This is a genomic window from Oceanobacillus sp. FSL W7-1281 (assembly GCF_037969835.1).
GTDB classification, from domain to species: domain Bacteria; phylum Bacillota; class Bacilli; order Bacillales; family Amphibacillaceae; genus Oceanobacillus; species Oceanobacillus oncorhynchi.
This window is the reverse complement of record NZ_CP150214.1, coordinates 282,375-304,300: the sequence shown is the minus strand read 5'-3', so window position 1 is coordinate 304,300 and position 21,926 is coordinate 282,375. Positions and strand designations below refer to the sequence as shown.

The window sequence follows — 21,926 nt, the reverse complement described above, 5'->3', positions numbered from 1 at the left end:
AAAAAGCGTCCTACAATTGAAGCTCGCTTTTTAGTTCCCTTCCTCTACCTTTGGAATTTGTCTGAATGCAAATTCAATCCGATCAATTTGCTTGTCTTCATCTCTCATAAAATGAATGATAGAATCCATTTCCTTCATGGTAAATAAAAACTGGTCATCCCCAATTGGATGAAGCACCGCATCAGCTAAACCAGCGGCTGCCAAATGCAGGCTGTCATCTTCCACATAAAATTCAATTTTCAAACCGTCACCCGATAGGAAAGTTCCCTCAAATTCCTTTAAGCTTTCCAATGCTAAGTCAACAAACTCAACGTTTAAGTGCGTAGCATCGATGGGTTTGCCCAAGTAATTGGCAAATGCACCAAAAAGCAGGTTGGAAGATGGAGCTCCCGCTACATTTGCAAGAGAGATCCCCGTTAGTCCGATTTCCGGAAGAATATTCATCTGAGCTGCTGACCCTTTAATGTCTCCACCGTGTTGAATCAGCTTATATCCAAAGAAATCTGGAATAATCATTAAACCGTAACCATAGCAGGTTCCTTTTTCACATTCGATATAAGGCGTTGTCATGGATGCCACACTTTCCGGGGATAGGATGCGCATATCACCAACCATCCCGTCATTCCGAATTATTTCTGCAAATTGAAGCATATCATTCACTGTTGACTTTAAGAACCCTGCTGCACGCATTGCTGGAGCATCTAAAGGATTGTTGGACTAACTATCATTTCTTCATCATCTTTCTGTTGCGTATCATACAAAACGGCTATATCTTCATATTCCAGGTCCTCCAGTTGGAAACCACTGTGATGCATACCGGCTGGCTCTAAAATATTTTCTTGCACATATAATTCATACGGTTTCCCGCTAATGCGTTCAATGATTGCACCTAAAAGAGCGTAAGCATCATTGGAATAACTAAATTCGGTTCCCGGTACCCCAATCGGTGTGAATGCTGTTTTTGCAATGGTATCCATTAACTCCGCATACGTATCAATCGCCTGAATTGCATCCAATGGGTCCTCTTGCTGCTGATTTTCTTCTAAGCTTAAATCCTTTTCCATACTTTTTTTCACCGCACCCATTAAAGTGGCTAACGGCGGAATACCTGATGTATGTGTCAAAAAATGATGAATCGTTATTTGTTTTGTTTGCACTTCATTCGGTGTCTTAAATTCCGGCAAATAGTTGATGACAGGATCATTTAGATTCAGCTTTCCCTTTTCTTGTAACTGAAGAATAGCAACAGCTGTAAAAGCTTTTGTTAATGAACCGACTCCAAAAATGGTATCTGGTGATAAAGGAAGTTTAGCTTCGGTATCACGGAATCCAAACTCTTTCTTATAATTCCATTCACTTTCTTTAGCTAATCCAATTGCAAAACCAGGTACGTTGTATTTTTTCAACATCTCATCACAATATTGTTCGAAATCATGGATCTCTGTTTCTTTTTTCATAAAGTAAACCTTCTCTCTTCTATTTATACTTATCTTTTAGATAAATTTTCATCAATTTTGAAGATGTGCCCATATAAAATGAATGTTTCACTCAACGCCCTCTTCTCAATCTCCAATTAATCGTTTCTTCCACGTTACCTCACATCTTATTTCCAAATTTTTCTATAAAAGTATTGCGTTTCTCCATTGTACTCGTTTTTCCACCAAAAATGAACAAAGAAAAGGTATTGTTCTTTCAAAAATAGTGGATTTTTATTGCACAGATCCTATTGAAGAGATATTGAGTGATTATCTGAAATAGCAGCATCGAAAAAATAGATGATTTAAAGCGGAGATTAATTTTGTATTTTCTATCGAATTTGAGCATAAAAACCCAAAGGTCCGGTGTAAATACACCGGGAAGACCTTCGGGTTTGGAAATGTTACTTTTTATAAGGAACGTTAATATTATTTAATCTGCTTTAATTTTATATAGGGACGCTTGGAATCTTCAACCAAGGTTTATATTCTACTCCTATACCTGGGCACCGGTCTTGTTTAAGCCACTGTTTAATTTCATGTTCTTTTTCTTTTAGTTATAAAAACACCCCTTTGGACAAAAATATCCAAAAGGGTAAAACGGTACAAATTTTCTATAAGCAGGTAATCTTTTTTACAAACGGTTAGATTTTATTTTAAATCCAAAGCAAGCCAGATGATGCTGGTTCTCTCATCCCTGGATAATTCCCTATTAGCATTCTACATGAGGAAAAGCTATATATAACCCTTTCTCATTCAACCCTTCGCTATGACCAAAGTAGATACTGAGAAGCCGGTGTGAGCCAGGCGTCGTTGTAAAAGTTTAATATTGATTAGGCTCTAATCCAAATCCTATTGCAGAACCAACTTTTTCATAACTCCTTATAGCTGGTTCATTAAAAGCAAATACTCCTAAACCAATTATTATCTGGGTTCTCGCCTTATGGCTGCCTCTTCAACATTTTAAAAATTCCTACACCAAAATATTTTCGGCCATCAGAGCCCCGGAAGCCACTACTTCTAAGGATTTCCTGGATTCCCACAACTACCAATTGAAGAAGCCTTTTAACACAAGCAACATAATGGAATAGACAAGGGATGAGATTAAAAATGTTGGCAAGTGAGCATTCTTTTCAAAAGGGATTTCCTTGCTGATGACATTAAATATCATGGCACCTGAGCTAAAAGCAATAATGGAATCTACAAACAGACCGGATGATGGCCCGAAAATTCCTGCAAACGCCCCAATCAAGGTTGACCCCGCAAGCATGTAGCGTCCTGCCCTTTTATGCAGTCGCTCGCTCTCTTTTCCCAGATGATACGACAAGCCGATAAAATGAAGACTAACGGCTAGACCGTAAAATAAGGATTCGACGCGCTGAACATCAGATGAAAAAACGATATAAGTAACAATGAAGGAATACACCATAAAAAAGCTGATCTGAACGAAATAAATGGTGTCTGCCTTCAGCCGTGCAGCTGTTTTCGTCTCAGCAAATGCATATACTGCAAAGTAAATCAATAAACCGATGAGGCCGAGAAAATAAAGTTCCGTATCTAATGCGAACGATCCCCCGAGTTTATCCTGCTCCTCATGAAGCGTTGGCAAAATATAGACAAACACATAAGCAATAGCTACACCGCCTGATAATGAGAGCAGCTTTCTTTGTCCAATCGGCGAGCGTTCAACAATCGGCAGGGCATAGAGTTGAATAATAATAAATATAATACCAATTATAATGGATTCTATCGTAACCATGACCGTTCCTCCTGATGTTAATATATGAGGTATACTTCCACAAAAACAGAAAAACCAAACATATCATGGGGATTTTATGAGAGAATGCTTAGGAGATATTTTTGAAGAACCCTTCGAAAAGGATAATTTCAGAATCATCCAATGTAAATTGGCTGCTTCTTTATTACATAAAAGCGCCCGTTAATGGCAGATTGGCCTGTACATATCTGCAACCATAATTTTTTTAGCAAGCAAATGATAAAACAACGTAACACCACTTTCAAAAGGCAAGTGTGTATCTGTATCAAACTCACTAGCAATTTCTCAAATACTTCGCGAATTGTTCAATAGACGATTCCTAAGAGACATTGATAAATCATCAATTTGTTGGTTAGCCATTTCCCGGTATACATCATAGCTCCGAATATCAAAATAATCATTTTAATCCACTTATCGACTTTAGATGTTCTTTTTCTTTTCCCCACAAAAAAACCCCTTTAGACAATCATATCAAAAGTGTCCCCATCGAAAATTAACGTTACCACCCAACACCCCACCAAAATCTCCCTCAATCTCTTCTCCCCCATACTCTCGCCCCTTATTTCCAAATTCTGCAATAGAAGAATTACGTTCCTCCATTTTGACCGCTTTTCAACCGTTTGTGTACCAAATTTTCACCCTTTTGTATAGAAAAATTACGTTCCTTCTGGTGGGTTTCCAACTGGAATACCTCCGGTATTATCCACCCGCTTTTCACCCGAAAATGAACAAAGAAAAGGTGTTGGTCTTTCAAAAATATTGGATCTTTATTGGATTTCTATTGAAAAATATCGAACAGAAAAACAGAGGATAAAGACGGAACAATCCTTCGGATTTATGTGTGGAAAAGACAGCAGAAAAGATATTGGAAATCATATTGAACACATGCCTGGCAAGGGATTGAAGCATTTCGAAAAAGAAGCGGATGATATATTGGATTGGTATTGGAAAGATCCTACGGAAAAAATATTGAAGGGATATTGAGTGATTATTTTGGGCTGCAGCAGCGGGAAAACGGATGATTTGAAGCGGGGATTAATTTTGGATTTTCTACTAAATTTGGGCGTAAAAAAAACCGAAGGTTCGGTGGGGATATACCGGGAAGACCTTCGGGTTTGGGAACGTTATTTTTTTATAAGGTACGCTTTTAATATTTAAGGAATGTTAATTTTCTATCGGGACACAAACTTGTAACTTTAAAATAAAGTTTGATCAAAAACGTTCGACAAATCCATATTTTACGGTAAAAGAAAAGAATCCATTTTGAAAAAAGATTGATCAAAATGGGTTCTTTTCTTTTTGAATGAACATTCCTTTTTATAAAAAAGTTTAATTAAAACTCACATAGAATCCTTTAATCGAAAAGGAATAAAACGGTGCAACTTTTTTGTAAACGGTATAACTTTCTTTAAAACGGTACATCTTTTTTATAAACGGTACGACTTTATTTCAAATCCACAATTGTGTAGGTATTGACGGGAATAAATCATCTTTGGAGATTCTTGAACAAAAATTAAAGTTGCCAAGGTGGAACCCTTGGACCTATTCAAATTTCTACAAAAGCTGTGCAAAAATATGGAACGGTCCAATTAATAGATGTTTATGGGGGCAACTATAATGTGTTTCCATTGGGTTGAGTTAGGAATATCAATCTGAGAATGGGACTGGCATCAGTCATACATTTTATGCCTGAATTTTTTGAAAAAATAACGAATAACGAGTTTGACCCACATACAAAGTGGCCCTTGGATAAGCAAGTCATGGTTATCAAATGTTTAATAATCGTGAGGACGACTGTATAAAAGTCGTTTTAAAACCGTTATCCTATTAGTTTAAATGGATGAATTGAAAGTTAGCATAATTGCGAACCCTAAGCGAAATGTTGAATGGACTTCCACACTGTGTATAGAAGTCTTTTTGTCTGTTATTATTTAGATTATTGGATAATTCAGCTCGTAACTTGGGTAGCAATAATATGGTGGTCTCAGTCCTATTTTTGGCATGGGCCAGGAATCCTCCATATAGACCATCCTTACTTTTTCATTTGAATGGTTTACTAGCAATAGCTTTACTTCTGGATTAAATTCATATCTCAAAATGGTAACCCCCTTCCATTAGGAATGTGTGGATTCTCCCCCATCAACATGAAGAACTTGACCAGTAACAAAACGAGAATCATCAGAAGCAAGATAGACAAAGGTTGGTGCGAGTTCAAATGGATGGGCAACTCGTTCCATTGGATTAAATGCTCCATATACAGCGACTTGGTCTGACGAGAAACTTGCTGAAATAAGTGGGGTCCAAATTCGGCCGGGGGCGACGGCATTGACTCGGATCCCTTGTTTCACGACATTTTTAGCCAAGGCACGTGTCCAACCAACTATTGCGCCTTTTGTGGCCGTATAATCAATCATTTGCTGCTCACCTACATACGTCACCACTGAAGAAGTGCCAATGATTGAGCTGCCTGGTTTTAAATGAGGAAGCGCTGCCCTTGTTGTGTAAAAATGAGAGTATATATTAACTTTGAAGGTGTCATCGAATTGCTCATCTGTAATGTCAAGCAGACTTAGTTGTTGGAATTGGATACCAACGTGGTTACAAAGAATATCGAGACGTCCAAACGTATTTACTGTTTGTTCTACAATGGAGATACACTGTTGTTTGTCTCGCAAGTCCCCAGGCATTAGAAAACAACGTTGTCCGAGTTGTTCAATCCTCGTTTTTGTTCTATTTGCATCCTCATGTTCATCTAAGTATGAAATAGCAACATCTGCGCCTTCTTTAGCAAACGCAATTGCTACTGCTGCACCAATACCACTGTCCCCCCCTGTAATAAGTGCTACTTTTCCTGTTAACTTTTCACTCCCTTTATAGTTCGGGTTTTCGATAATTGGAAGGGGTACCATAAATTTTTCCACTCCGGGATGGCGCAGCTGGCGCTGTTCAGGTAAACTTATCGGAATTTCTTCGTAACGTGTGATTTTCCCATAGTTAGGGTACATGGGATAAGGTTGAGTTTTCATGTTCGCTTTAAACATTTGTTGCATTTGCTTTATTTGGTCTAATTGACGACTTTGATCCTTTTGATCCATGGAAACCTCCTATAGAAATAATTTTCTTCTATAGAATGTTTATGTTGTTCACTACAAATAAATTAAAAAAGTTTGAAAAAAGTGGTTTACTTTCAACACAGAAGCTTATTCTTCCTCAAAAGAGACACCTTTTTTCTTTATTGAACTGACCTTTAGGACAAGGAGCTTTACTCAATATTCTACCCCTTTAACGGATCAACTTATTTTTACTTAACAGTTCTTTAATCCCGGCTACCTCAAGAATAGTACCTAAAAAAATAGGTCAACCAGAAAAAAACGGCTAACCACATAATACGATTTGACCCTATTGCTGAATAACAAAAAATACGTTTTGTTGTTCCACAAATTCTTAATATCATGAAGTAATTCTGTAGAGATGTTCAGTTTCCATTAACCAATCTCGGCGAGCAACGAGAGTTCTAAATGTGATAAAGTCGCTCTTTTTGCATCCTCTTTCAATTGATTCCATGGACTGTTTGTAGAACCTTCTGATACCTCGAAAAGTTGATTCACGCTCTCTTTTTGATTTTCATTAAGTAAGTTATGATAAATCATACGATAAGACCTTTTTCGAACATCATTGGCTGCATCTTTTAAAGTATTGTAGATGGGAAGTTCATATTTTTGATGTATTAGCTCTTCAATTGCTACATTGACTAGGTCAGCAGGTTCGTCTTTACTGTATGCGAGTTTATTCATTGTATCTATCAATTACTTTTTGACCTTCTTGGCTAAATGGTCGAATAAAAAGACTTCTATACAAAGTATGAAGTCTTTTTGGAAAGAGAAGAGGATTACGGTTTTAAAACGACTTTTATACATTCATCCTCACGATTATTAAAAATTCGATAACCATGACTTGCTTCTTCAAGGGACATCTTGTGTGTGATAATATCTCTTGGGTCAAATTCGTTATTTGTTATTTTTTTAAACAATTCTGGCATAAAATGAATGACTGGAGCCTGTCCCATTTTAAGATTAATATTTCTAATCCAAAATGCACCTAATGGAAATAGATTATAGTTACCCCCGTAAACACCAGTCATTTGCACTGTCCCATACTTTCGGACAGCTTTAGTAGAAATTTGAATAGGTCCAAGGGTTCCGCCCTGCAGTTTGAATTTTTGTTCCAGAAACTCTAGGGGTGATTTCTTTCCGTCCATACCTACACAATCGATGACGACATCTGCCCCACCATGTGTGATCTCTTTTAAATGTTCGCCCATATCAGGGTATTTTGTGAACTCAAATACCTCAACATTGTTCATCTTTTTCGCATGATTGATCCGGTAATCCAAGTAATCAACTGCTATTACACGCTTTGCACCTTCCATCCAGGCAAATTTTTGTACCATCAACCCAACAGGTCCGCATCCAAGAACAATAACTGTATCGCCTGATTTTACACCTGCATTTTTTACACTCCAATAAGCTGTTGGCAGAACATCCGATAAAAAGAGCAGTGACTCATCCTCCAATTCGCATGACTCCGGGATAACAAAGGGAGTGAAGTTTCCAAAAGGGACTTTTAAATATTCAGCCTGACCACCCGGATGGTTACCGAACTTCTCAGTATAACCAAAGTATCCGCCAGAATCATAATGAGGGTTTGAGTTATCACATTGGCTTTCCATTTCATGTTGGCAATAAAAGCAATGTCCACATGAAACATTAAAGGGAACGACAACACGGTCTCCCTTTTTTACTTTTGTGACTTCAGGTCCAACTTCTTCCACAATACCCATTGGTTCGTGGCCAATAATATATCCTGGGGGTAATGGCATGTTACCTTGATATAAATGCAAATCAGATCCGCAAATAGCAGTAGAAGTAATCTTAACTATAATATCGTCTTTTTTTTCTAATTTTGCATCCTCTACTTGATTAACCTGTACATGATTTGGTCCTTGATAAGTTACAGCCTTCATAAATGCACCCTCCTATTTCTAATACTGTTAACACTCTTAACTATTGTTAACAAAGAAAGTAAATAATATACTTAGTCACTCTTAGCGTAATTGTTTTATGTAAGTTAAAGAAGTCGCACCGTTTTGATTACGAAGTATTGGTGATAGCTCTCGAATTAGTTATTGTAAGTGTATATAGCGTGAATTAATTCGGGGAAATATTTGGATTATTCTTTGAGGGAAGAGGTATTTCATTTATTCCTTTACTCAAATCTTCACTGCTATTCTAACTTATTTAATAGAATTTCAGCCTTATGCTTAACCCCTTTAGAACTGTGTTTAGCTTTCATCACTGTAACCCTACTCTCCTCAATACTTTTCAGCGACTTACTTGTCCACGTACCACTATCATTCACAAGGTTTACTAACAATCTATCATAAATCGATTTCCAATCATTTATTGCAAGTGATGATAAAATTAGCATTGATAAAGAGCGATCTTCTCGCTCAACTTCAATAATATTGAATTTCTTCCCACTTATCATATATACTTCTGCAATCACATAACGTCGTTTCGTGATATTATCACTCAATTTCGTAAATCTGCGGTCTCCAATTCCCTCTGGTAACACATCTATAAATGCTCGTATCGCACTTACTTCTGGATATTGCTCCATTATTCTAAGGACATTAATGAAATCTTGCAATTCACCTTGTACTTGAATTTCAGATAACATTTGATGTTCTATTCCTCTTGCTAGTTTTTGACCTCCAGTGTCTGCTGTAGATCGAATTGAATCATTGCTGCCATAGTATTTCTTAGTATTTTCATCTTCTTTCGTTCGCTGCTTTGAGGAACTACTTTTAATTCGTTTGATTTTGGGTACCGATGTATATTCATGTTTCAACTGATTCATTTGTACAAGATCAAAGTCTTCTGTAGAACCATCTACTTGTTCATCTAATGTAAAGCCCTCTTCATCACCCTGTCTATTTAGAAAACGATAAGTGTATTTCTTTGCCTCATTGGATTTCTCTTGATTTTGTATTTCTGGATGCGAAATCGAAATATGTTGGTACGGAATATCTTTATTTTTCACATTAACAATTTGTAATACTGTACACGTGTTATTCTTCTCCTTTACACGAGCTGTTATTGTAATCGGTTGTGTAAAGTTCCATTCGAACTTCAAAGTCTTTTCCTGCAACCAAGTAAATGCTATATTTTCATAGGCTTGTCGTAGGTCTCGATTCGTTAGCAACCACACCAATTGATAAATGAACGTTGTCTTTGTGTATTTCAATTCATATTGTGATGAAAAGCTAAGATGGATTTTATTAGGTTCATATGTTTCTGTGAAGAACTGAGGAAATGAATTCGATTCAAACAAGCGATATAAAAGGAAGCCGTTCGGAGCTAAAATGCTACGCAATACTTCAATGACTGGTAAAATCACATTCTTTCCATCAAAAGAGAACACGAAACTACGGGAAGTTGCAGGATCACTGCTTCCTTGAATAGACCAAGGGCGTTCGTGAAATTTAACTTTATTAGGATAAATAGTCATATCGATTTCTTGTACACTTTCAGAAACTTGACTAGCCGTTATGATGCCATCAGTATAATAATGTTGGATTGCTAAGCATGGTAATGTACCCCAATCCATTAATATACCTTCTGTACGACCTTGTGAGCGAAAATAAGCTTTGATTATCATTTTATGATCATATCGAAATGGCTCACCAATCCATATTAGTTGTGCTTTTTCACCTTTAGCAAAAGGCCAAGCTAGTTTAACCTGTTGTTTGCTCATAACTTTTCACTTCCTGTTTTGTTCGTAAATACTCTTCCAAATACGGTTTTATTTCGTGAAAATGATGTGACTTAACAGCGCCAATACGCTGTACTTTCCATAATAAAACTGGTTCTTGCTCCAGCAACATACGATCAATAATTTTACAGCATCGTCGAATCTGAAACTGTTGTATAGATTCCGTAATTTTATTTAGATATTTTTCAGTTTGTGGCAGCTTATCAAGATGTTTCTCCAAATTTGATAAGATTCCTAGACGTTTCCCAATTATCGAAATCGTGATACGTACGGGCTTTTCCAGTTCAATTAATTCTTTGTAAAGCTGTTTAATTTTAGAAAGATATTCTCGATCACGTACGTCCCAATTGACAATTGATTTTGGCTTTTCCTTCGCCTGAATTATAGGTAACTGTTCAAACAGCCATTCTTTATCATTTCGATATAAGTAAATATATTCTTTCGGTAAACATTGACGAATTTGTGTTCTCGAGTAACTTGGATATTGCTGCATTCCTTTTAATAATTGCTTTCGATACATATGTAACATTGGTGGAAAAACTTTATCAGGTAATTTCTCTATTTTCTCAACTGAGGCAAGATGTCCTTTAACTGTTTTCGAATCCACGCCAAGCATTCTAGCTAATGCTCTTATACTGTAGGTTCCATCAACTGCTAATTCATGTAATTTAGCCTTCCAGACATCTCCATACGCTTTTGTACGTCCAATACGATATTTATCTTCAGATAATCTATCAGGACCCTTTCTAGCGTAAATAAAGCCACAAGAGCATTCAAACGTGCCAATGGGTGCATTTGATTTAAAATCCCTTGTAACATTTACTTCATGAATCACAAATTCCTTATAATGATTAGCTGCTTTATTTAAACAGGGCCATGGGCCACTACCGAAAGGACCTGTATCAGCTTCAATTTGTAAAAAGGACTCCAAATCTTGTTCTAAGAAATAAAGAATAAGCAATTGACGGAAAGGATGTACATGACGTTTTAGATTGCGTGTAATGACCTTCAGCCAATTGTATTCATCATTTACATTGATTGCTGATTCGTACTCATCTAAAAAGCCTTTTGGGAACTTTGATTGAAATGCTTTGTATAGCTCCTTTTGCCGAATTCGATTAGACGTTGTTATTAAATTACGCTCCCGTAAAAGAACACGATATTTAAGATTAATAGATTCTCTTGAAAATTGATGTATTGGAACTTGCAGCAGTTGATAAGCCATCTTTGCTAAAGCAATTTGAATGGCTATAAACTCTTTTAGTTCAACTTCTTGAATCATTGATAAGTTCAATAGCTTTTTATCAAATCGAATAAACTCAATTCGACTTTGCTTTGAAAAATCGATAGGATACTTCATTAATTTCAGTTCATGATGTGCACAGAAATCAATCCCTTGTAGCTGGTGCTCACGATGAAAATAGGGTTCTCCATGTTGCTCAATATCATTAGTTGCACACTCTGGGCAATAAAAGAGTCCATTCTTTCTGCAAATGCTTCCTGCAACTATGCCAAGTCTTGTATAAAGTCCTTTTCCATCTACTTGAACATCTTGTAGAAGTTCTTTCTGGCGTTGCTTGGAAAGAAACGAAGCATAGTAAGGGTAGATCGTATGCTTAGCTAATAAGCTTTCAACAGAATAGTTGGAGCCTAATTGCTCAGCTAATATAGAAAAATGACTACCAATCTCTACACTCGGTATTACAGAACGACTTTGAAACACTTCTTCCAATGTATCTTTGTAATCAATATTTCCACTGTAAAAGTGATATCGCGCAATCGCCGAATATATCAATTCATCTGGATATGGATCCGTAAAGAATGGCAGCATGCGTTCCCTCCTAGTAGAATTCCTCCAAAGGATTTTTAATGTATCCATTTGCTTTTAATAATTCATAGGGGTGTTGCTTTTTGTCTAACGCTTGCTTTCTTAGCTTTAGCAATGGTAGAATCTCTGCATTTTTTGCTTTTGCCTTTGCTTTTTGATCTTTCTTTTGTTGATTTAATGCAATCGCCTGCTGAATCACATCTGATTTAAGTTGATGAAATTCAGTATCAAGTGGATTTTCCTCAACTATTTTTTGTGCGAGCTTTTTAATATCGTTTTCTTTCAAACTATCAAAAATACCAAGGGCTGCCACTTCAACACTTAAGTTCCCAATCATGTCTTGACGTTTATACTCGATTGTATTTTGGCGCTCTTTAAATGCTTCTTGAATACGTCCTGTCATTTCAGTATTTCGCTTGTGATTCAGCATGACTTCATCCAAGTTAATCATAATATCTTCATATTTCATCATATCGGCAAAATTGTTCGTCCGAATAGCTGTCATCATTGGTTGAATCGTTTGCATATCTTCCCTAGCAGTCTTTTTTAATACTTGTGGTGTAATGATTTCAGCCGGGTTGTCCTCATCAAATAATACTCGTTCTTGCGCTAGAATAAATAGGTTCACGGCAACAGCAGTAATCCCTTGGCATTCATAATAAAATGCCTTCTTTGTCTCCTCTGTAAGCTCAGAATGGGTTTTTAAACACTGTAATTCCCAAAGTGTCTCTAGGAAAAACTCCCACTCTTCACTATTTTCGTCCATACGATCCCAAATAATAGCTCCATCACTCGCTGCCCGTCTTGCTTGTCTGAAGTTTCCTTTGAATAGTTTTTGTGCTTTAGAAGTTCCGATTAAAACCGTAGGAATACCAACTGTATTAGACAGTGTTACAAAAAAATTCAACATTTCTTCCTGTTCATTTTTGGAATGTAGTAAGTGCTGGATTTCATCAATTACTAGAACACCGATGCCGTACATACTTGCTAACGATGTCATGTGCAATAACATTGTCGATGTCACACGGTTCAAATAACCGTACTTTTCTAAATATCGAGTGCCTAGTAAATCATCAATTGCTTTGAAAAAGCTTTTGCAAAGTGTAGATAAACTTCCATCATACGGGCAGTCAATTTTAAGCCAAACAATTTGAGTTCGATTAAACGGTTGTCCTTTGTATTCTTCATGCTTGATCACTTGTGGATACATAAGCAAAAGACGTTCAATTGCTGTTGTTTTACCAATTCCTGAAATACCGATAATGGATAAGCTATCGGCAGTTGAACGAATATAATTTAGTCGTTCATCTATATATTTGTGAGCTGTTTCCTCTTCTTCACGCAATTCATGCAACACCCGAACACGCTCTAGAAATGTTCTATCTAATGGATTTCGCGCCAAGTAACCTCTTCGAATCAATGTAGACAATCGACGTTCTACCTCGAAATGAATCGGTAACGGCTGGATAAAATTCCTTACACGTTTTAAGACGTGATAACGAATATTCGTTTCACTTAACTTATCTTGCTCACTAATTCGTGGAGTCACCATAAATCGCTCTAGCACATCATCCTCATTAAATATAGGTGGAAGAGCTTCGATGAAAGGATTATTGGTATATTCATTTAAAAGTTGCTCCTTATAGACAGCTTTCTCAAAATCCCCTTTTAAGACAACCATGTCATTTGTCTTTCCCAAATTCCTCATCTCGCTTCTTCTTTAGTTTTTCCATAAGACGTGAGCCTGGTTTCTTAGGTGGTGTTTCATCAATCTTCTCTTTTGTAACAAAGTCGATTACGTCAGCTGATTCACTAGCCTTATTAGGTAATAAATCAAACTTTTCAGCTTCACGATTTAACTGTTTTTCAACATCCTTATTTTCACGAATAGCTGCTATTTTAGCTTTCTTACTAGTTGGCTGATTGAAAGATTCTTTTTTGTTCTTCACGGCTTTTTTTATAATCTCTTCCAATGCTGCATCAGTATTTACCGTAAGCTGAATTTGATTTGTTCGTTCCATTTCTTCTAGTTCATTCCGAAGATGTTGCTGAAAGACAATTTCCTCCAAGAAGTCACCTTTATATTGCTGACTAGGCTCTAATAAAATACACGTCTCAAAATCTATTCCGTTATCGTGGGGAATATAGATTTTTTCAGTATGTCGTGGATCATAAACGATTTCTAGACTTCTATTTTTCAACTTTAAATACCATTGCTCTTCAATAGCTTGACGAGAACCATAAAGAAGATTTTTAAACTTAATTCCAGCTCTTGAAATTGTCGCTTTCCCACGTGGAAGCACGTTCAGACGAAGAATATTTCGATCAACTGTTCTTAACCTTCCTTTACGATTTTGAATACCCCAATTCCATAAGTTAATCGGAGTTGGCACTAGTCCATCAGCCACCATTTCTTTTTCAACAGGATATTTATCAATGACCTTTTGGTTATGATGAAGCGCCATTGTAATAATTAGAGATGTAAATTCCCTTAAATTCAGCGTAGCATTTAAGCGATAATCCTGATCTCCACGTTCTCTATATTCCTTTTGAATTGCTCCGGGAGCTTTTTGCTTTACCTTCCCATTAAACGTACGGAATTTCCTTTCAACAATCCCTTTCAAATCTCCACGATAAGCTGTAGTATTCTCAATTTTAATATTAAGAATGTTAATTAAATTCTCTACAGAATAGCCTTCAAACTCACCCCGGTCGGCGATAATAATTTCAGGCAAATGATGTGTTGGCCATTGCTCAGGTGTAATATTAATTCCATATTGCTTACAGAACCCTACTTTGTCAGCAACCATATTATCTAAAGCCATCATTGCACCGATCCATGATGGACCTTCTAGTCCAACATAAAGACCTGTAATAATACGTGAATACACATCAAGTACTGCATAAATAACTGGTCGCCCAATTACTTTATTTACGTCAAGTGAACTAACTAAATAAATATCTGCAATGGTTGCGTCAAATTGAAATCTTGTACCCGGACCATTTGTTTCTGATTTGGAATCACTTAAAATCGGACGATGTTTCAATTCATATTCCTTTGTACTTTTACGGAACTGAATATCCTTTTTCGGGTCTTCAAGCTTTTTAAACCAGTAGTAAAACTGATGGTACGAGGGAATTCGAGTGGCCTCCCAAATACGGTACTTTAGCTCACCATTTTCCTTATAGCGATCAGAGTAAAAGTCACGCAGCATGAAATTATAAACATCTCTTAAAGAGTAATTATTCTTTTTCCTGTAGTACTTGTTGATAACGTGCTCAATTTGGACCTTTACCTCGTCAGTAATGTTAATACCGGTTTGATATTCATTATTTATGTTTATCTTTCTAGGACGACCCACTTTCGCATTTGTTAGAGCCTTCGCTCTTCCTTTACCACCCGAATTAGAGTAGTCAGGTAACATGGCATTTTTGGTCATACCTCGTTGCCAATAGCGAGTTAGTAACTTTTTAACCTTTGTCTTGCCTAAGTTGCTGTCCCGAACGATTTCGCGAATTTTATTTTCTCTTCCTCTTTTGTAGAGCAAATCTTGCATATTCGGAACACAGTATTTTTGTATAGTTTCCCAATCTTCTTCACGCTTACGAATTTGCACTTCTGTTAAATCATTTTCATAAATCACTTTTGCATAAGGATCACTAATCGCAAGTAGCTCTCCTTGATTCATATCTGTAATTAGGTTGGAATATAGCTCCCTCTGCGGCATAGCACTACTCGTGTCAATATTAACAATATAGACATGTGGTTCTTTAATATAAATTACCCGAATCCTTTTCGAATCGATTACATATTGAAATACTTGATTAATATAAATCATCCGTATTTCACCTTCTCTAAATTACCTTCATCAATACACTTAATATCAATTGTTTGCTCTAAATCAATCGGCTTTTGCATATCAATGACTACAATTTTTCTAGCAAGCAAGTGATAAAATAGTGTAACACCACTTCCAAAAGGCAAGTGTGTATCTGCATCAAACCCATTAGTAATTTCACGGATACTTCGTGAATTATTCAATAGGCGATTCATAAGAGACATGGATAAATCCTCAATATGTTGGTCATCCATTTCTTGATAAACATCATAGCTACGAATATCAAAATAATCATGGATATAACTAATATTTCTAGCCATTGTCTTATGAATTTCTTCCTCTGTTACAGTTGCCCAATTAATGCTTCTACGCTTCCAATATTCCCTTTCAATTTCAAACTTCTCTAACACACGTTCTTCTAACAGCTTATCTTTCATTTTGATAGTATGAGCGACTTCAAATACACCTTGTCCTTTATCAACTGTTAATAAAAAGTCCGTTGTCATAACAATTGGATCACCTGTTTTTGGATCAGCTGGGTGTTTAATCCCAAGCTCTTCAGCAATGGCAAACGTCTCTTCTTGTGGTAATAAAGGAAATTGTTCACGAATATCTAAAATAACATCAGAAAATTCAGTTAAATAAAAGTAGTTTCGTTCCAAATCCGATAAAAACTCATGTTGTCTGCCGGTTTTTATACCTTTTAATCTTGTTGACCGACCTAATGAGGAAACATCTTGAATTTTAAGCCAAGGCTGATAATCTGCCCCACTGCCAGTTCCTCGACCCTCTTTAATCCACTTATCAATTTTGGTTCTATGTCAAATGTGGTGGTGGAATATCATTCCTCCACCTCTTTATTTATAAGCTTGCTTTAAGACAAGCTTTACCTCTTGTTGCCATAGAATTTTCTTTCTCATTCGATCAAACTGTTTAATCCCATAAGATAATCTTTTTAATACTTTAATCGTATTATTAACGCCTTCTATGTAGCCATTATTAAAGGGATACATAAAAGAATGCAGAATTTCTTGTTGCCATCTTTTAAATGTACGTGCGACACGATGAAATCCCTCTAACGCGGATGCATTCAACTTCTCCAGGCACGCTTCTAATCCAGCAGTTGCGTTGTGCGCATCACTTTCCTTAAACCACGTATCCAATTCATGCTTTAAACCATAAGCTTCCTTTAAGCGGGGATCTATCCTTAATAATTGCTCGACTTTCTTCTTCTGATCATCTGAACAGGTTGTCCATGATTTCCACAGAAGTTTTTTGGAACGTTTCATTCGAATTCGATCTTTCTTGGGCAGCTCCTTTTGAACTTCACGGCGGACCTCATCTAGAGCCCAATAGGCCTGACGCATAAAGTGAAAACGGTCAGCGATAATCAGAGGATTTCCCAGTGCTTTTCGAATTGCTTGTTTAAACGACCACCTGCTAAAGCAGGTGGATTTGGACATGAATGTCGGCGACTAAAGTCGCTCTTCAGGCTAAAGTCCTGCTCAAAGTCATTAAGCTGAAGCATATTCAAAATAAGACTGAACTCATTCTTCAATCTTGAATATATCGTCTTTGTTTTCATTGAATTGATTGGCTATATAATTTCTTATTATCTCTTCCGTTACTGTTCCAACTGTGGCGCAAAAGTACCCTCTTGCCCACAAATGCTGTCCCCAATATCTTTTCTTTAGTTCTGGAAATTCGTCCTGTAATAACCTTGATGATCTTCCTTTCAGATATTGCATGATTTTACTTGGCGCAACACTTGGTGGACAAGATAATAATAAATGGATATGGTCTTTGCCAACACTACCTTGCAGGATGGTTATTCCTCTTGCTTCACATCCTTGCCTAATCAATTCTCTTGCTCTAACTGCTATATGACCTTGCAATACCTTATATCTATACTTTGTTACCCATATAACATGGTACTTTATATCATATACTGCATGACCGCTTTTTCGATATCCGTCCATACTATCACCTCATCCATTAGTATGGACAAAAAAGATAAGGCTAAAAGCGGATACCGTCTAAAGACGGTGGAGTTAGACCACGCATTTGGAAATTAAACGCTTGAGATAAATCCATTACTACCATTTCTACTTTACCTGTATCACAGGACTTTAAGTACGCTTCAATGGTTTCCACTTTTCGATTTGGCAAGATATCGATAATTCTTCGGTTCTCCACATCGACCACATTCAATTGAAACCTCTCTCCATCAGCGTCACCTTTAAACTCATCGATCGCAATGACTCGCGGCAACACTTTGCTGGTAGTTAACTCCTTCTGATCAAACCACCGTAAGACACGATTCACTGTTACTCCGGTTACTAGCGCCGCTGTACGAAAGGAACTCACCGCTGCATGCATCATCGCTGTCGTTTGCACACTCGCCATACAACGTTGATACCGATGAATCATTTGTAGACGCTCATAAAATGTGTGATGACACGACGTGCAAATATAACGTCGTTTTCGCAGGGAAAGATGAACTTCCTTGGTTGTAAACGCTGGTCCTTGAATGCTTTGCCAACGATAGCCATGTATCCGCTTGGTTCTTTTACGGCAAAAAGGACATTTCTGCATACGCTGTTTCGTGAATAATTCTGCAATAAAATAACTTTCTTCTTCTCTGATATCCCACACATCTACATGCGTATCTTTAATTCCTAACAACTCTGTGATAAAATGATGATGCACTCTTTTCCTCTCCCATTCCTTTTGTCTCGACAACTCAAGGTTACCAGAGAGAGGAAATAGAGTGTATTTTTTTGTCTCCGTTCCATCTGGCGATGGAACGGAGGGCACCACCACATTCAGTATAGAGCCTCAATTTTAGATGTTCTTTTTCTTTTCGACACAAAAACACCCCTTTAGATAATCATATCCAAAGGGGCAAAGCTTCGCAACTTTTTTATAAACGTCGCGACTTTATTTTAAACATCGCATCTTTTTTATAAACATCGCGACTTTATTTTAAATTCACAAAACTAATCCTTACGAATGTTCTTTTTATTCCACCGTAACACTCTTGGCCAAATTCCGTGGTTTATCGACATCACAGTCACGGTGCAACGCTGCATAATAAGCCAGAAGCTGCATTGGAATCACACTTACCAATGGAGTCAACAGCTCATGCACTGCCGGCAGTACAAAAGCATCCTCATCCTGCTCTAAGCCTTTTGAGCTGATAATAAGTGCATTTGCCCCGCGTGCAACCACTTCCTGCACGTTTCCACGAATAGAATAGTTTACATTTTCTTGTGTAGTTAAAGCAATAACTGGCGTACCATCCTCAATCAATGCGATGGTACCATGCTTCAGCTCTCCTCCAGCAAAGCCTTCTGCTTGAATATAGGAGATTTCTTTCAGCTTCAATGCTGCTTCTTGCGCAACATGATAATCTGTACTGCGGCCAATAAAGAAAGCATTGCGTGTTGTCGCAAAATAATCTCTTGCTAACTGCTCCAGATCTTCTTTTTGGTTCGTAATGATTTCCATTGCATTCGCTACGATAGCCAGCTCCTGTAATGGATCAAAATCTAATTTAATACCTTTTACCCTTGCTGTATCTACTGCAAGAACCGCTAAAACAGCAATTTGTGCTGTATACGCTTTTGTGGAAGCAACAGCAATTTCTGGTCCAGCATGTAAAGGCAAGGTATAATCTGCTTCACGAGAAAGGGTTGATCCAGGCACATTTGTTAATGTCAGTGCTGGATGTCCTAATTCTTTGATTTTAACTAATACGGCACGGCTATCTGCAGTTTCCCCACTTTGAGAAATAAAGATAAATAAAGGTTTTTCAGATAGCAGCGGCATGTTATAGGAAAATTCACTTGCAACATGTACTTCTACAGGAATATTAGAAAGTTTTTCTAGAAACTCTTTTCCAACTAATCCGGCATGATAGCTCGTTCCTGCTGCAATAATATATATGCGATCTGCTTTTTGCATGGCTTTACGAATATTTTTTTCTAACTTTAATTCGCCTTTTTCATTCTGATATTCACGAATAATATTGCGCATCACAATTGGCTGTTCATCGATCTCTTTCAGCATGAAATGAGGGTATGTTCCTTTTTCTGTATCACTTGCATCGATTTCCGCTGTAAATGGCTCTCGGTTGATGACTTCTCCATCTAATGTCTGCACTTCTACAAAGCTGCGGTTGACAAGAACAATTTCTTTATCATAGATTTCCAAGTATTCGTTTGTTTCTTTCAACGTCGCCATAGCATCGCTGGCAATCAGGTTAAAACCTTCGCCTAAACCAACCAGCAGCGGGCTTTTATTTTTGGATACATATAAAGTTTCCTGATCTTCTGCATCAATCAGACCGATAGCATAAGAACCTTTCAGCAGGCTCATTGCTTCACCAAATGCTTTTTTGGTATTTTTATGTTTTTCATAAAGTTTTTCAATAAGCTGTACGATAACCTCTGTGTCTGTTTCACTCACAAAGTCAACATCTGCCAGATATTCCTTCTTCAGGTCTACATAGTTTTCAATAACCCCATTATGCACAATGGTAAAACGTTCTGTTGAGCTCTGATGTGGATGAGCGTTTTGCACACTTGGCACACCATGCGTCGCCCAACGCGTATGACCGATACCAATAGTCGCATCCTTGCTGTTATCTACTTCTTCGCGTAACGCTGCGATACGTCCTTTTACCTTTGTTACGTGTACGCCGTCTTCCCCTAAAGTCGCAATACCTGCAGAGTCATATCCGCGATATTCTAATTTTTCCAAGCCTGTTAATAAAATTTCTTTCGTATCATTTTGTCCAATGTAACCGACGATTCCGCACATGTCGATGTCCTCCTTGTTTGAAGGGGCAGAGACAAAAGACCGATTCGAAGCGAAGGGGCCTTGTTCTGCCCCTTTCTCGTGTTAGTTTTATAAATACGTGTGCAAAAAGTTGCCAAATTAGAAGCAAGAAGATCAAGGCGACGTCTTTTTTACGAACGCAGCGTATGCTTTTTGATACGTGAGTATCGGAAAAAAGACGTCAACGCAGAGATTCGCCGCTTATTATTTGGAGACTTTTTGAACTTCCTTTATAGACATCATTCTTTATCTCTTTGTTCATCAAGTCACCCTGATGGTTTAAAGATAAAGCAGCAGCTGCGATGGACAGCTGGGAGGCACCCGCCGAATAATTCGATAACCCCCGACCTCGTCAACTATTCTTCCTGACCGTCCGTAGAATAGTCCTGGCGCTTGTTATTATAGTTTCCTTTCGTGTTTCTCTGCTCCTCTCTCCTTTTATTTGCTCTTGTTAAACGGACTTCTTTCATTTGGAAAACAAGAACTTTCTATATTCTATCGGAAAGTCGTATTCAAGGTCAACCTTTTTCTTGCTTTCCGATAAGATAGTTTATGAAATCCTTCTAAAATGTTGCAGAATATCCACAAGTGACGGGAGGTATCCACCTTACAGAAGTGGATGGGAGAAGGTTTGAAGAGGGATGAAGCAGAGTGATATAATGAAAAACAAATGAAAAGGCTTTAAAGAAAATTTTAAAATCTCACCTGACAAAAGGAGCTTCCCCATGACAAAAATCATTTGGATCAACGGTGCTTTTGGAGCAGGAAAAACACAAACAGCGTATGAGCTTCATAGAAGATTGGAAAATTCCTTCGTGTACGATCCAGAAAATATTGGTTTCTTCCTAAATCAGAATTTGCCTGACAAGTTAAAAAAGCATGACTTTCAAGATTATAAAATGTGGAGAGAATTTAATCACAAGATTATAAAGTATATTGCTGAAAATGATAAAGAGCCAATTATTATTCCAATGACAATCACAGATAAACTTTATTTTGAAGAAATTACCGGAAGTTTGGAATCAGAAGAAATCCAATTATATCCGTTCGTTTTATCCGCATCAAAAGAAGTCCTTGAACGCCGGTTAAAGAATCGGCTGGAAAGAAAGAATTCATGGGGCTTCAGACAAATGGACCGATGTATAACACGTTTAGCTGATGAAGCATTTGGAATAAAAATACAAACAGACCATTTATCCATTGACGGCGTTGTAGAAATCCTTGCAGCAAAAGCCAATGTAGTATTACAAGAAGATAACCGCTCCAATCTAAAAAAGCGATTGGACCGGATAAAAACACAGATAAAACATATTCGATAAATTATAAACAAA

The 21,926-nt window shown here is 37.3% G+C and carries 17 protein-coding genes and 1 pseudogene; 2 read left to right on the top strand and 16 right to left on the bottom strand.

Annotated features, from left to right (window positions below):
- Nucleotides 1-30: 30 nt before the first annotated feature.
- From MKX55_RS01590 to MKX55_RS01575, 4 genes are all read right to left on the bottom strand, one after another.
- Nucleotides 31-690, bottom strand: a complete 660-nt coding sequence (locus MKX55_RS01590; RefSeq protein ID WP_339235539.1) for a hypothetical protein — start codon at nucleotides 688-690, stop codon at nucleotides 31-33.
- Nucleotides 691-701: 11 nt separating this feature from the next.
- Nucleotides 702-1,457 carry a serine hydrolase domain-containing protein gene (locus tag MKX55_RS01585; RefSeq protein WP_339235536.1) on the bottom strand — a complete coding sequence of 252 codons (756 nt, stop codon included), beginning with the start codon at nucleotides 1,455-1,457 and terminating at the stop codon, nucleotides 702-704.
- 1,063 nt (nucleotides 1,458-2,520) lie between these two features.
- A complete protein-coding gene (locus MKX55_RS01580) occupies nucleotides 2,521-3,234 on the bottom strand; it encodes a hypothetical protein (protein WP_339181686.1) in 714 nt (237 codons plus the stop codon).
- A gap of 323 nt (nucleotides 3,235-3,557) precedes the next feature.
- Complete coding sequence (locus MKX55_RS01575; RefSeq protein ID WP_339235534.1) at nucleotides 3,558-3,698, bottom strand: hypothetical protein; 141 nt, start codon at nucleotides 3,696-3,698, stop codon at nucleotides 3,558-3,560.
- A 1,007-nt stretch (nucleotides 3,699-4,705) separates the two neighbouring features.
- On the opposite strand from MKX55_RS01575, the pseudogene MKX55_RS01570 reads away from it, so the two are divergent.
- Nucleotides 4,706-5,083, top strand: a pseudogene (locus MKX55_RS01570) (glutathione-dependent formaldehyde dehydrogenase); the annotation flags it as partial.
- A gap of 283 nt (nucleotides 5,084-5,366) precedes the next feature.
- Here MKX55_RS01570 and MKX55_RS01565 read toward each other — a convergent pair.
- The 12 genes from MKX55_RS01565 to glmS all read right to left on the bottom strand — a co-directional run bounded on the left by MKX55_RS01565 (nucleotide 5,367) and on the right by glmS (nucleotide 20,577).
- Nucleotides 5,367-6,347: an SDR family oxidoreductase gene (locus tag MKX55_RS01565; RefSeq protein WP_001993829.1), complete on the bottom strand. Its 981-nt coding sequence runs from the start codon at nucleotides 6,345-6,347 to the stop codon at nucleotides 5,367-5,369.
- Nucleotides 6,348-6,737: 390 nt separating this feature from the next.
- Nucleotides 6,738-7,058 carry a DUF4158 domain-containing protein gene (locus MKX55_RS01560; protein WP_016201446.1) on the bottom strand — a complete coding sequence of 107 codons (321 nt, stop codon included), beginning with the start codon at nucleotides 7,056-7,058 and terminating at the stop codon, nucleotides 6,738-6,740.
- An 83-nt stretch (nucleotides 7,059-7,141) separates the two neighbouring features.
- Nucleotides 7,142-8,275, bottom strand: a complete 1,134-nt coding sequence (locus MKX55_RS01555; protein WP_000649059.1) for a zinc-dependent alcohol dehydrogenase — start codon at nucleotides 8,273-8,275, stop codon at nucleotides 7,142-7,144.
- 260 nt (nucleotides 8,276-8,535) lie between these two features.
- Nucleotides 8,536-10,068: a Tn7-like element transposition protein TnsE gene (locus MKX55_RS01550; RefSeq protein ID WP_000043576.1), complete on the bottom strand. Its 1,533-nt coding sequence runs from the start codon at nucleotides 10,066-10,068 to the stop codon at nucleotides 8,536-8,538.
- On the bottom strand, nucleotides 10,049-11,917 hold the full coding sequence (locus MKX55_RS01545) for a TnsD family transposase (RefSeq protein WP_339235532.1): 1,869 nt from the start codon (nucleotides 11,915-11,917) through the stop codon (nucleotides 10,049-10,051). Before MKX55_RS01545 ends, MKX55_RS01550 begins: the two co-directional genes overlap by 20 nt.
- A gap of 10 nt (nucleotides 11,918-11,927) precedes the next feature.
- A complete protein-coding gene (locus MKX55_RS01540) occupies nucleotides 11,928-13,622 on the bottom strand; it encodes an ATP-binding protein (protein WP_063636937.1) in 1,695 nt (564 codons plus the stop codon).
- The gene (locus MKX55_RS01535; RefSeq protein ID WP_339235530.1) at nucleotides 13,597-15,753 is read right to left on the bottom strand and encodes a Mu transposase C-terminal domain-containing protein; all 2,157 of its coding nucleotides are present in this window, start codon (nucleotides 15,751-15,753) and stop codon (nucleotides 13,597-13,599) included. Before MKX55_RS01535 ends, MKX55_RS01540 begins: the two co-directional genes overlap by 26 nt.
- Complete coding sequence (locus tag MKX55_RS01530) at nucleotides 15,750-16,562, bottom strand: TnsA endonuclease N-terminal domain-containing protein (RefSeq protein WP_339238381.1); 813 nt, start codon at nucleotides 16,560-16,562, stop codon at nucleotides 15,750-15,752. Before MKX55_RS01530 ends, MKX55_RS01535 begins: the two co-directional genes overlap by 4 nt.
- A gap of 48 nt (nucleotides 16,563-16,610) precedes the next feature.
- Nucleotides 16,611-17,216: a transposase gene (locus tag MKX55_RS01525; RefSeq protein ID WP_339235526.1), complete on the bottom strand. Its 606-nt coding sequence runs from the start codon at nucleotides 17,214-17,216 to the stop codon at nucleotides 16,611-16,613.
- A gap of 84 nt (nucleotides 17,217-17,300) precedes the next feature.
- Nucleotides 17,301-17,732: an IS200/IS605 family transposase gene (gene tnpA / locus MKX55_RS01520; RefSeq protein ID WP_256708565.1), complete on the bottom strand. Its 432-nt coding sequence runs from the start codon at nucleotides 17,730-17,732 to the stop codon at nucleotides 17,301-17,303.
- A gap of 40 nt (nucleotides 17,733-17,772) precedes the next feature.
- Complete coding sequence (locus tag MKX55_RS01515; RefSeq protein WP_339235523.1) at nucleotides 17,773-18,462, bottom strand: transposase family protein; 690 nt, start codon at nucleotides 18,460-18,462, stop codon at nucleotides 17,773-17,775.
- A gap of 312 nt (nucleotides 18,463-18,774) precedes the next feature.
- The gene (gene glmS, locus MKX55_RS01510) at nucleotides 18,775-20,577 is read right to left on the bottom strand and encodes a glutamine--fructose-6-phosphate transaminase (isomerizing) (protein WP_339235520.1); all 1,803 of its coding nucleotides are present in this window, start codon (nucleotides 20,575-20,577) and stop codon (nucleotides 18,775-18,777) included.
- Between the two features lie 743 nt (nucleotides 20,578-21,320).
- Between glmS and MKX55_RS01505 the strand changes: the two genes are divergently transcribed.
- Nucleotides 21,321-21,914, top strand: a complete 594-nt coding sequence (locus MKX55_RS01505) for an AAA family ATPase (RefSeq protein ID WP_339235518.1) — start codon at nucleotides 21,321-21,323, stop codon at nucleotides 21,912-21,914.
- Nucleotides 21,915-21,926: the final 12 nt, after the last annotated feature.

Bases quoted from the DNA above. Each gene is read 5' to 3' on its own strand.
- MKX55_RS01505 (WP_339235518.1), top strand. From the start codon at position 21,321: ATGACAAAAATCATTTGGATCAACGGTGCTTTTGGAGCAGGAAAAACA.
- MKX55_RS01545 (WP_339235532.1), bottom strand. From the start codon at position 11,917: ATGCTGCCATTCTTTACGGATCCATATCCAGATGAATTGATATATTCG.
- MKX55_RS01565 (WP_001993829.1), bottom strand. From the start codon at position 6,347: ATGGATCAAAAGGATCAAAGTCGTCAATTAGACCAAATAAAGCAAATG.
- MKX55_RS01585 (WP_339235536.1), bottom strand. From the start codon at position 1,457: ATGAAAAAAGAAACAGAGATCCATGATTTCGAACAATATTGTGATGAG.
- MKX55_RS01555 (WP_000649059.1), bottom strand. From the start codon at position 8,275: ATGAAGGCTGTAACTTATCAAGGACCAAATCATGTACAGGTTAATCAA.
- MKX55_RS01590 (WP_339235539.1), bottom strand. From the start codon at position 690: ATGCGTGCAGCAGGGTTCTTAAAGTCAACAGTGAATGATATGCTTCAA.
- glmS (WP_339235520.1), bottom strand. From the start codon at position 20,577: ATGTGCGGAATCGTCGGTTACATTGGACAAAATGATACGAAAGAAATT.
- MKX55_RS01550 (WP_000043576.1), bottom strand. From the start codon at position 10,068: ATGAGCAAACAACAGGTTAAACTAGCTTGGCCTTTTGCTAAAGGTGAA.
- MKX55_RS01535 (WP_339235530.1), bottom strand. From the start codon at position 15,753: ATGATTTATATTAATCAAGTATTTCAATATGTAATCGATTCGAAAAGG.
- MKX55_RS01525 (WP_339235526.1), bottom strand. From the start codon at position 17,216: ATGTCCAAATCCACCTGCTTTAGCAGGTGGTCGTTTAAACAAGCAATT.
- MKX55_RS01580 (WP_339181686.1), bottom strand. From the start codon at position 3,234: ATGGTTACGATAGAATCCATTATAATTGGTATTATATTTATTATTATT.
- MKX55_RS01540 (WP_063636937.1), bottom strand. From the start codon at position 13,622: ATGAGGAATTTGGGAAAGACAAATGACATGGTTGTCTTAAAAGGGGAT.
- tnpA (WP_256708565.1), bottom strand. From the start codon at position 17,732: ATGGACGGATATCGAAAAAGCGGTCATGCAGTATATGATATAAAGTAC.